Source organism: Serratia proteamaculans, assembly GCF_008830365.1.
GTDB lineage: Bacteria > Pseudomonadota > Gammaproteobacteria > Enterobacterales > Enterobacteriaceae > Serratia > Serratia proteamaculans.
This window is the reverse complement of sequence record NZ_WBKI01000005.1, coordinates 157,590-169,535: the sequence shown is the minus strand read 5'-3', so window position 1 is coordinate 169,535 and position 11,946 is coordinate 157,590. Positions and strand designations below refer to the sequence as shown.

Annotated in this window: 7 protein-coding genes; 4 read left to right on the top strand and 3 right to left on the bottom strand. The window is 57.3% G+C overall.

What is annotated here, in order from left to right:
- The first annotated feature begins 6 nt into the window (after positions 1-6).
- The 3 genes from iscX to sseB all read left to right on the top strand — a co-directional run bounded on the left by iscX (position 7) and on the right by sseB (position 2,506).
- Positions 7-207, top strand: coding sequence for a Fe-S cluster assembly protein IscX (gene iscX, locus F8R23_RS18205; RefSeq protein ID WP_112348610.1), 201 nt, complete (start codon positions 7-9; stop codon positions 205-207).
- Positions 208-290: 83 nt separating this feature from the next.
- Complete coding sequence (gene pepB, locus F8R23_RS18200) at positions 291-1,586, top strand: aminopeptidase PepB (RefSeq protein WP_170287996.1); 1,296 nt, start codon at positions 291-293, stop codon at positions 1,584-1,586.
- A gap of 89 nt (positions 1,587-1,675) precedes the next feature.
- Positions 1,676-2,506: an enhanced serine sensitivity protein SseB gene (gene sseB / locus F8R23_RS18195; protein ID WP_099062672.1), complete on the top strand. Its 831-nt coding sequence runs from the start codon at positions 1,676-1,678 to the stop codon at positions 2,504-2,506.
- 463 nt (positions 2,507-2,969) lie between these two features.
- Here sseB and F8R23_RS18190 read toward each other — a convergent pair whose 3' ends face one another.
- The 3 genes from F8R23_RS18190 to F8R23_RS18180 form a co-directional block, all read right to left on the bottom strand.
- Entirely contained in the window at positions 2,970-4,148 is a 1,179-nt protein-coding gene (locus F8R23_RS18190; RefSeq protein WP_129938971.1) for a MalY/PatB family protein, read from the bottom strand.
- Position 4,149: 1 nt separating this feature from the next.
- Complete coding sequence (nhaC, locus tag F8R23_RS18185) at positions 4,150-5,589, bottom strand: Na+/H+ antiporter NhaC (protein ID WP_151415880.1); 1,440 nt, start codon at positions 5,587-5,589, stop codon at positions 4,150-4,152.
- Positions 5,590-5,712: 123 nt separating this feature from the next.
- Positions 5,713-6,750 carry a LacI family DNA-binding transcriptional regulator gene (locus F8R23_RS18180; protein WP_129937404.1) on the bottom strand — a complete coding sequence of 346 codons (1,038 nt, stop codon included), beginning with the start codon at positions 6,748-6,750 and terminating at the stop codon, positions 5,713-5,715.
- Between the two features lie 149 nt (positions 6,751-6,899).
- Between F8R23_RS18180 and F8R23_RS18175 the strand changes: the two genes are divergently transcribed.
- Entirely contained in the window at positions 6,900-11,891 is a 4,992-nt protein-coding gene (locus tag F8R23_RS18175) for an alpha-2-macroglobulin family protein (RefSeq protein WP_151415879.1), read from the top strand.
- Positions 11,892-11,946: the final 55 nt, after the last annotated feature.

Here is an 11,946-nt window from a genome sequence, read left to right as displayed (position 1 = left end):
ATAGGAATGGGACTGAAGTGGACCGACAGCCGTGAAATCGGCGAAGCCCTGTACGACCAATATCCGGATACCGATCCGAAAACCGTACGTTTTACCGACCTGCATCAGTGGATTTGCGATCTGGAAGATTTTGACGACGATCCACAGGCTTCCAACGAAAAAATACTGGAAGCGATCCTGCTGGTCTGGTTAGATGAAGCGGAGTAAATAGCGTAACGGGCTGCCATTGGCGGCCCGTTTATTTTGTATCCGACACGATTAATAAAAGAATAATCCGGAGTAAGAAGGCTATGACAACTGAATTCATGCTGGTAACGCTGTCGAACCAACCTGCTGATGCTCGCTGGGGCGAGAAAGCGCTGCTGAGCACAGGTACAGAAGGGATGACTATCCACCTGACTGGCAACGACAAACTGGGCGGTATTCAACGTGCTGCCCGTAAGATCGACGGTCAGGGCATCAAGAACGTCAAACTGGCCGGCGATGGCTGGGATTTGGAAAACTGCTGGGCGTTCTGGCAGGGTTTCCGTGGGCCGAAGGGCAAGCGAAGCGTCGAATGGGCAGAATTGCCGGAAGCGGAAAGCAAAGAGCTGGAACAGCGCCTGAAGATTGTTGACTGGGTGCGTGACACCATCAACATGTCGGCGGAAGAGTTGGGGCCGGAGCAACTGGCTACCCGCGCGGTGGATCTGATGTGTGATGTCGGTTGTGAAGCCGTCAGCTACCGCATTACCAAGGGTGAAGATCTGCGTGAGCAAAACTATGCGGGTATTCATACCGTGGGGCGCGGCTCGGATCGTTCGCCGGTGTTGTTGGCACTGGATTTCAACCCGACCGGCAACCCGGAAGCGCCGGTGTTTGCCTGCCTGGTGGGCAAAGGTATCACCTTTGATACCGGTGGCTACAGCCTGAAACAAAGCGCCTTTATGGACTCCATGAAAGCGGATATGGGCGGTGCAGCCACCATTACCGGCGCACTGGCGCTGGCGGCAGCTCGCGGTCTGAAGCAGCGTGTGAAACTGTACCTGTGCTGTGCCGACAACATGGTCAGCGGCAATGCTTTCAAATTGGGCGACATCATCCGTTACCGCAACGGCAAAACCGTTGAGGTGATGAATACCGATGCGGAAGGGCGTCTGGTGCTGGCCGATGGCCTGATCGATGCGTCCGCGCAGAACCCTCAGTTGATTATCGACTGCGCCACCCTGACCGGTGCGGCGAAAACGGCGGTGGGTAACGACTACCATGCGCTGTTCAGCTTCGATGACGCCCTGGCGCAAGAGCTGCTGGCCAGTGCGGAGGCGGAGCAAGAGCCATTCTGGCGTCTGCCGCTGGCTGAATTCCACCGTAGCCAACTGCCGTCCAACTTTGCCGAACTGAACAACGTAGCCGGTCCGGCTTACACGGCGGGTGCCAGCACCGCGGCCGCATTCCTGTCGCATTTTGTGACCAACTACCAGCAGGGTTGGGTGCACATCGACTGTTCCGCCACCTACCGTAAAGGTGCCGTGGATCAATGGGCTGCCGGCGCGACCGGTCTGGGCGTACGTGCTCTGGCCAACCTGTTGCTGAGCAAAGCCAAATAATTGAACGCCCACCTTGGTGGGCGCTAGAATGTCGTTTACCCTCGGGGCCCAGCATGCTGGGCCCCGTTATTTGATTGCTGGAGTTTGCCATGAGTTCTCACCATCACGAAGTCGCCACAGGCGAAAATGAACTTGAACGCCTGTTGAAACTGGCGGTGACGGAGCCGGCCCATCGTCCGGCATTCTTCCGTGAACTGCTCGACGCTACGGTGTTGATCCTCGGTGACAGCGAGCAGGTGCAACTCGGCGGTGACATCACGCTGAACGCCGATACACCGGTGAATATCCAGCACTGGGAAAAGCAGGACGGCGGCAGCATCATCCCATTCTTTACCTCGGTAGAAGCGTTGCAAAAGGCCGTTGAGGATGAACAGCCGTTCATTGCCATGCCGGCACGCGTCTTATTCGAGATTACTCAGGGGGCGGATCTGTTCCTCAACCCGAAGGCCGAGTACGGCAAAGAGTTTTATCCTGAAGAAGTGGCAATGTTGTTGGCGACCGGCGGTGTGAGCAAACCGGCGGAACGCTATATCGATAAGGATACCCAGATCCTGCTGGGGCAGCCGGAAGAATACCCGTCGGCAATGGTCGATGCCTTGACCACGCTGTTCAGTCAGCGCAAACCGGTGCGTCGCGCATTTCTGGCTCTGATGCACGATCAGGCGGTCGACGAAAAACCTAACCTGCTGGTTGGGCTGGAAGTGGATGGCGAGCAAGGCGACATTGAGGCATTGATCAACGAGGCGGGCAGCGTGGCCAGCGAAACCGCGCCTAATGATGAACCGGTGGACTTTTGCCTGGTATCGGAAGAGGAACGTGGCGTCAGCCATTATTTGATCACCCATACCCAACCCTTCTACCAGCGTCGCTGGGGCAGTTGGTTGCGTAATATTATTCCTTCGACGGATAAAACCCAGTAATCCTGTTTTTGCTGCTGTTCTCTGTATCAAAGCTAAGGAGAGCGGCCAGCCTCGAAAGGCTGGCCGGATACAACAATGGGCGCCTGGCTGCAACTTGAAACTCATAGGGTATAGGTTGGGTGAAGACCAAAAATGTTACGCAATCTGCTGTAAATCCTGGTAAAAATAGTTTTCGCGACATGTCAGCCCTCCGTTGCATTTCTGCGGTTAAGAGCTACCATGCTGGTGTTGATGCAGTAGGGTGAAGCCTCATTCTGATTAAGAGTCAGTTTGGGGCTTTCTTCTTTCTGCTTCTCACCCAGGGCCTGAAACAGAAAGCTTCAAGCGCCCATCCGCAGTCTAACAGAAGCTTTAATTTCAAAGCTATACCGTCAGGCCGCGGTAAATTCGTTCAACCATTCCCGCCAGATATCGTTCAAAAAAAGACCCCGACAGGAGCCTTTCATATACCGGTGATTGTTGCTCAGGGTTTTAACCGGGCGAGCCCCGCGATGGCCTGTTCAAGATATTGACGAGGGCAGCCAAGGTTGATGCGTATAAAGCCTTTTCCCTGCTCGCCAAAGCTGATGCCCATCGAGGCGGCAATCCTTGACTGGTGGATCAACGCCTGCTGTAAAGCGTTATCATCCAGGCCTAAAGCGCGACAATCCAGCCAGGCAAGATAGGTGCCCTCGGCCCGGGTTATTTTGCACCAGGGTGCGGCATAGGCTAATGCCTGTTCAAACCAACGCCGGTTGTCGGCCAGATAACCTTGTAAATCATCAAGCCAGGCTTCCCCCTGTTGATAAGCTGCCGTTGCGGCAGTCATCGACAGCGCATTGAAGACATCCAACCCATGGGCATTAAGGCGTTCGATAAAGGCATTGCGGGTGCGAACATTGGGGATCAGGAAATTTGAGATCCTCAGCGACGACAAGCCAAAGCTCTTGCTGGCAGAGGTCGCTGAAATCAGGTGGTCATGCCAGGCTTCATCCAGGTGCAGCACCGAGGTGAAGGTTTCGCCGGGTAGCGTCAGGTCGGCCCAGATTTCATCGGAAATCACCGTCACGTCATGGCGGCTGCACAGCACCATCAACTGCGTCAGTTCGCTGTGGCTCCAGCATCGTCCGGTTGGATTATGGGGGTTACACAGCAACAACAATGGCGGTTTCCGCTGCTCAAAACAGGCCTCCAGATGCTCGAAATCGAATTGATAGCCTTGTGGGCTTTCCTTCAGCGGATTTTCGAGGACCTCTCGGCCATTCATGGTGATGATCTTGGCGAAAGATCCATAGTATGGCCCCTGGATCACCACCGGATCGCCAGGCTGGCTAAGCAACTGGATCAGGAGCGCCAATCCGGGCACCACCCCTTCGATGGACGTGAACCACTCGCGCTGCAAAGGCAGATTATGCCTGCTTGAGAACCACTCTATTACCGCCTGGTAATATGAGTCATCGCGTTCGCTATAGCCAAATATGCCGTGATCCACCCGCTGATGCAGTGCCTGCCGGACTTCCTCTGGACACTGGAAGTCAAAATCAGAGACCCACATCGGCAAAAGGTCGGTTTCATCGAGTTGCAGATAGCGGTCGATAAAGTCCCATTTCACCGAGCCGGTGTTGTGGCGGTTAACTATCTGGTTAAAATCGGTTGGTTTCACGTCAGGCTTCCTTACGCTGTAAATCGTTTTCTGGCTGTATTCTGGCAATCCCGAATCCGGTAAACCCATAAATCAGGGCGAAGAATACGGCGGCGTAGCATTGGATGGCCCAAGGCAATAAATCCAGCGTGCTGACACCCAGGGTGGTTGCCATATAAATGCCTGCGGCGGTCCACGGAATTAAAGGTTCTATGACGGTGCCCGCGTCCTCCACGGTCCGTGACAGGTTTTTATTGTCTAATCCCATGCGGCGGTAGGCGCCCTTAAACAGTTCTGCGGGGATCAACAGCGCCAGCTTGCCGTCGCTGGTGGCGCCGGTCACCAGAATGGTGGTTGCGACCGTTGCGGCAATCAACTGGCCGGTGGTATGAACCACTTTCAGCAGTCGGTTGATGATAACGGTCAGCGCGCCGGTCAACGTTAAGGCCCCGGCAAAGGAAAACGCGCAGAACACCAGCAGGATAGTGCTCATCATCGAGAACATGCCGCCGCGGTTGAGCAGGCGTGGAACATCGTCGACGATGCCGGTAATGCTGTGCCCCTGAGTGGTAAACATCGAAAGGTTAAAACCGTCCATCAACGCATTTAAACCCTGCTGCAGGTTAAAGCCCTGGATCAGTACCCCAATGGCGATGGCCAGAGTACAGGCCGCCAGCATCACGGGGATCACCGGTCGTTTAGTGACGGCACCCCAAAGCACCAACACCGGCGGCAGGATCAGCAGCAGGTTAAAGTGATACAGCCCCTCCAGCGCGGTCACGATCTCGGTGACTTTTTCCGGCGTAGCTACGCTGCCGACGGCGCTGGTGTGCCCGGCAATCAGATACACTACCGCGGCTAAAACGAAGCTTGGTAATGTCGTGTACATCAGGTGCTGGATATGGCTGTAAAGGTCGGTATCCGCGACGATGGCGGCGAAATTGGTGGAGTCAGACAACGGAGAGATTTTGTCGCCAAAGTAGGCCCCGGAAACCACGGCACCGGCGGCGGCGGCCAAAGGGACATCCAGCCCGGCGGCCACGCCCATCAATGCCACGCCGACGGTACCGGCTGCGCCCCAGGAGGTGCCGGTACAAACGGAGATCACGCTGGTAATGAAAAACGCGGCGATCAGGATATATTGCGGGCTGATCAGTTTTAAGCCCCAGTACACCATGTAGGGAATGGTACCGCTGAACATCCAGGTGCCGATCAACCCGCCGACGCAGATCAGGATCATAATCACCGGCATTGCTTTGGCCAGCTTGGCCACGATCGAGTCGATAATGTCTTCCCAGCAGTAACCTTGCCACCAGGCCAGTGCGGCGGCAATGGCGGCTGAGACCAGCAGCAACGGCTCGATCCGCAGCCCAAGCTGGCCGTAGCCGATGATCAGCAGTAATAGCATCGCCACAATGGGCAGCATCGCTAGCCCCAGGTTGAGTTTCTTTTTGTTATTCATTAACAACTCCGGTTAAGGATGAGGGTGTGACGCAAGCCTAATGAATTCGTTTTGATTGGGGTGTGAGCGCGGGCAACTGTCCATGTAATCGGTTTCATGGACTGCTGTTGTGTGAAGTACCTCTCACTTTATGGCCTTGTTTTCTTGATTTGAGGTATTTTTCTCGAGGGAGGCGACCGAGTCTCGCAGGATCAATTCAGCGGAAAACATATTATTCTGCGGTGCCACAGCAACCGCAGAATTGAGCTGTAGCGCCAAATTAGCCGCGCATCTTGCCATTTTCTCAACCGGATAATGCACGGTGGTTAATGCCGGATGGAGATATTTTGCCAGGGCCACGTCATCAAACCCGACAATCGAGATATCCTCCGGCAGGCTCATCTGACGTTGGCGAAAGGTTCGCATCATACCGGCAGCCATCACGTCATTGAACGTCAGTGCGGCGGTAAAATGGTGGCCGCTGGCCAGGATCCTTTCTGCCGCTAATTCGCCCCCTTGTTCATTGAAAGGGACGCTGATGATCCAGCTACCCGGTACCGAGATCCCGGCGTGAGCCATGGCACTGCGATAGCCTTCGAGACGCTGTTTTCTGTCATCGATCGGCAAGTCTGTCGTGATACAGGCGATATTCCGGTGCCCGTGTTGAATCAGCATCTGGGTGGCGGCCTGAGAGGCGCTGACGTTATCCAGCCAAATGCAGCGATTGGCGATGGCGGGCAAATAGCGATTGATCACCACCATTGCCGGGGTGTGGGCGGCGTAGCGTAATACGTCGGCATCGCTCATCCGGGTCACGTGTGCCACGATGGCTTCGCAGCCCTGGTTGATCAGAAAATCGAGCCCATTTTTCTCCAGTTCGGCCTGATGGCCGCCACTGCAGACCATCAATTTTACGCCGCCTTTGCGCGTGATATCTTCGACGCCTCGCGCCAGTCGCGAGAAAAAGGGATCGTCAAGATTGCCGGTCAATAACCCCAGCATATTGCCGCTTCTTTTCGCCAGGGCCAGCGCGGCAGCATTGCGGTGATAGTTAAACTCGCGCATGGCCTTTTCAACACGTTCACGGGTGACCGGTTCAACATAGGCGGTACTGTTGATCACCCGGCTGACGGTGGCCGTCGATACACCGGCCCGTCGGGCAACATCTTTCATTGTGGCCATATCATCTCCTGCTCAGGCTTCGGTTGCCCTTTCTGTTGACGGGGAAAAATTGAGCTGGGTCTGATGCTAACAGCGCTGCTATCATTCATCCATATTCGGATATTGCGCCGACGGGTGTCGTTGCGTAAAGGCTGCCAGGGAGTTAAACGATGAAACCATGCCGTTCAGGGGCATTTGCATCAGGCAAGAAGCTTTGTCAGGGGATCGTATTGGTGGGGGGCCTGCTACTGCTGGCTGCCTGTGATGACAACGGTCAAACCTCAACCGCGGCGCAAGCCGATGCTCAGGCCAGCAGCGTCACGCAGGCCAAGCGGCCGGATGCCGCCGCGCTGGCAGCGTTGGCAAAACGCGACGCTGGGAAACCCTTAACGCTGCTTGATGCCGCCGAACTGCAACTCGACGGCGCCAGTGCCATGGTGCTGACGTTTTCTTTGCCGCTGGATCCGAATCAGGATTTCGCCGCGCGAGCCCATCTGGTCGACAGCGTCAGCGGTAAAATCGACGGTGCCTGGGAGCTGTCAGATAATTTGATGGAGTTGCGGTTACGCCATCTGCAGCCTAACCGCAAAGTGGTACTGACCCTTGAGAGTGGCCTGAAAGCGGTCAACGGTGCCGAACTGGGTAAACAGCAACAACAGACAATTACCACCCGCGACATCAAACCGAGCGTCGGCTTTGCCGGCAAAGGCTCACTGCTGCCAACCAAGCTGGCGCAGGGGTTACCGGTGATGGCGCTCAACGTCGATAACGTCGACGTTAACTTCTTCCGGGTGAAGATCGATGCCTTACCGGCATTCCTGGCCAACTGGGAGTACCGCAATTCGCTTTCCAGTTGGGAATCGGAAGAACTGCTGAAAATGGCCGACCTGGTCTACAGCGGCCGTTTTGATCTCAATCCGCAACGCAATACCCGCGAACGCCTGCTGCTGCCGTTGAGTAGCATCGAGGCACTGCAGCAGCCGGGGGTTTACCTGGCGGTGATGCAACAGGCCGGGCATTACGGCTACACCAACCCGGCGACCCTGTTCACCCTCAGTGATATCGGAGTTTCACTGCACAGCTATCACGATCGTCTGGATGTGTTTACCCAGGCGCTGGATGGCGGCGCGGCATTGGGCGCGGTGGAACTGCGCCTGCTGGATGAAAAAGGCCAAACGCTGACCCAGGGCACCACCGATAAGCAGGGCCATGCCCAGTTAGCGAAAAGCGCCAAGGCACGGTTGTTGCTGGCTACCCAGCAGGGTCAGACCAGCATGATCGACCTCGCGACGCCGGCGCTGGATTTGGCTGAGTTCGATATTGCCGGGCCGGAAGGCTACAGCAAGCAATTTTTCGCCTTCGGCCCACGTGATTTGTACCGTCCTGGCGAAACGCTGATCGTTAACGGTCTGCTGCGTGACGCCGACGGCAAGCCGTTACCGGCCCAGCCGGTGAAGGTAGATATCGTCAAGCCGGACGATCAGGTGGCGCGCAGCTTTGTCTGGCAGCCACAGGACGGCCTGTATCAATATCAGTATTCCATTCCCGAAGGCGGGCCGACCGGTAACTGGTCACTGCGTTTCAACCTGGGCGATAACCAGCCACGGTTGTACAGCTTCAAGGTCGAAGACTTTTTACCGGAACGTATGGCGCTCGACATCACCGCTGAGAAAACCCCGCAGCGCCCTGACGCACAGCTGGTGTTCGACGTCAGCGGTCGCTATCTCTACGGTGCTCCTGCCTCGGGTAACCGTCTTCAGGGACAGGTGTTCCTGCGACCACAGCGTGAGGCGGTCAGCAGCCTGCCGGGCTATGAGTTCGGTTCGGTGACGGAAGAAAGCCTGTCGCGCAATATGGATGAATTCGATCAGGCACTGGATAACGCCGGTAAGGCGCAGGTGGCAGTAGACAGCAGTTGGGCTGAAGTGAAGTCCCCGTTGAAGGCCATTCTGCAGGCCAGCCTGCTGGAGTCCGGTGGCCGCCCGGTGACGCGCCGCGCCGAACAGGCGATCTGGCCAGCCGATGCACTGCCCGGCATTCGGCCATTGTTCAGCAAACAACAGATTTATGATTACCGCAGCGACAGTTATCAGGCCCAGCCGGTGGTGGATGAAAACACCCAGGCCGGGTTTGATATTGTCTACGCCAATGCCGCCGGTGAGAAATTGGCGGTCAGCGGGCTGAAGGCCCGTCTGGTGCGTGAGCGCCGCGACTACTACTGGCAGTGGTCAGAAGGCGAAGGCTGGCAGTCGTTGTACGACAAAAAAGATCTGCCACTGGCGGAACAGACTATCGATATCGCCGCCGACGGCAGTGCCAAGGTCAGTTTCCCGGTGGAGTGGGGCGCATACCGCATTGAGGTGGTGGATCCACAGAGCAATCTGATCAGCAGCCTGCGTTTCTGGGCGGGTTACAGTTGGCAGGACAACACCAATGGCAGCGGCGCCGTGCGTCCGGACCAGGTGAAGCTGAAGCTGGACAAACCGGCCTACCAACCGGGCGAAAAAGTGAAACTGCATATCGAAGCACCGGCCGCCGGCAAGGGCTATCTGCTGGTGGAGTCCAGCGATGGCCCGCTGTGGTGGCAGGAACTGGACGTGCCGGCCAAGGGCGTTGATGTCGAGGTGCCGATCAATCAGGAGTGGAAACGCCACGATCTGTACCTCAGCGCATTGGTGATCCGGCCGGGAGATAAGCAACAGCAGTCGACGCCGAAACGGGCGGTAGGGCTGTTGCATCTGCCGCTGGTGGATGAAGGGCGCAAACTGGCACTGTCGCTGGACGCGCCGCAGCGTATGCGGCCGAACCAAATGCTGACGGTGAAAGTGAAGGCCGCCCACAGCAGTGGTAAACCGCCACAGCAAATCAACGTGCTGCTTTCCGCGGTGGACAGCGGCATCCTCAATATCACCGACTACGCAACGCCGGATCCGTATCAGGCCTTCTTTGGCCGCAAACGCTACAGTGCCGATCAGTACGATGTGTACGGTCAATTGATTGAAGGCAAAGGACGTTTGGCTAACCTGCGTTACGGCGGTGACGGCGATGACGAAGATGCCTTGTCGCGCGGCGGTAAAAAACCGATCACCGCAGTCACTATTGTGGCCCAGCAAGCGCAGCCGGTTAAGTTGGATGCCAATGGCGAAGGCGAAATTCAGATTGCCATTCCGGACTTCAACGGCGAACTGCGACTGATGGCGCAGGCGTGGAGTAATGAAGACTTCGGCAAGGCGGAGGGCAAGACCGTTGTTGCCGCACCGGTAGTCGCGGAGTTGGCGACACCGCGCTTCCTGGCTGGGGGCGACAGTACCCAATTGGCGCTGGATGTCAGCAACCTGTCGGGACAGCCGCAGACATTAACGGTGAAACTGGCTTCCAGCGGGTTAGTGGCGCTGCAGGGCGCTGCTGAACAACAGGTCAGCCTGGCCAACGGCGAGCGCACCATGCTGCAGATCCCGGTGCAGGCGCTGGCGGGCTTTGGTCAGGGTGAAGTTGCGCTGACCGTCAGCGGCCTGGTGCTGCCGGGGGAAACGCTCAAAGACTATCAGAACAGTTGGAAGATTGGCGTGCGACCGGCTTATCCGGCGCAGACCCGCCAGTTTGCCAGCGTGATCCACGCCGGTGAAAGCTGGGGTTTGCCGGCAGATGCCGCCGCCGGGCTGGTGCAGACGACGACCGAAGGGCAACTGCTGTTGACCAGCCGTCCGCCAATCAACCTGGCGCGCTATATCAGCGAGCTGTACGCCTATCCTTACGGCTGTCTGGAACAGACCACCAGCGGGCTTTACCCGTCGCTGTACACCAACCGGGCGCAGCTTAGCGCGCTGGGGATCAAATCCGGCAGCGATGCAAGCCGCCGCAACAGTATCGACGTTGGCATTGAGCACCTGCTCAGCATGCAGCGCTATAACGGCGGTTTTGGCTTGTGGAATCGCGACAGTCAGGAAGAGTTCTGGTTAACGGCCTATGCCACGGACTTCCTGTTCCGTGCCAGTGAGCAGAACTACAGCGTACCGGCGGATGCCCTGACGGCTGCCAACAACCGTCTGCAGCGTTATTTGCAGGATCGCAGTCAGATCGACGTTGCCTCCACCCAGTACCCGGACCACACCCGTTTTGCCGTGCAGGCCTATGCAGGGTTGGTGCTGGCACGTCAGCAGCAGGCACCGCTTGGGGCATTGCGACAGCTGTTTGAGCGTCGTGCCGATGCCCGTTCAGGCTTGCCGTTGGTGCAGCTTGGGGTGGCGTTGAAGTTGATGGGGGATATGCCGCGTGCCAATCAGGCGATTGAGCAAGGGCTGACGACACAGCGCAATGCCAAAGATTACTGGCTGGAAGATTACGGCAGCCCGCTGCGTGATGACGCGATGATCCTGGCGCTGTTGACCGAAAATAATCTGCTGCCGGCCGAGCGTGACCAGCGCTTGCTGACGCTGTCTGAGCGTCTCAACGGCGAACGTTATCTGTCTACGCAGGAGAGCAATGCCCTGTTCCTGGCTGCGCGTAACCTGATCGGCAGTGCTGAAACACCATGGCAGGCGCAAACGGCGCAGGGCAAGACGCTGTCCGGTAGTCAGGCGTTGACGCAAAACCTATCCGCTGAACAGTTGGCGGCTGGGTTGCAGCTCACCAATACCGGCAGCGGCACGCTGTACAGCCGGGTTGATCTGGTGGGCTATCCGCAACAGGCACCGCAGCCGCAGAGCAACGTGCTGAACATCCGCCGTGAATTCCTGGGGCTGGATGGTAAGCCGGTGGATCTGACCCAACTGAAAAGCGGCCAGCTGATCCTGGTGCACCTGGATGTCTGGGCCGACAATCAGGTACCGGACGCGCTGGTGGTGGATCTGCTGCCGGCCGGGCTGGAGCTGGAAAACCAGAACCTGGGGGACAGCAGTGCCAGCCTGGGCGAAAGCGCCAGTAGCGTGACCGAATTGCTGCAAGACATGCAGCAGGCTGACATCAAACATCAGGAGTTCCGTGACGATCGCTACGTGGCGGCGGTGAATATCGACGGCTACCGTCATACCACGCTGCTGTATCTGGCGCGCGCAGTCACTCCGGGTACCTATTTGGTGCCTGCGCCGCAGGTTGAGTCAATGTATGTGCCAGCCTGGCGTGCGCTGGGTGCGACACCGCAACGGCTTGAAATCGCCAAATGATCCTCTTTGCCCCGCACCGGTGATTTAGCCGGTGGCGGGGCAAAGGGGTGATACC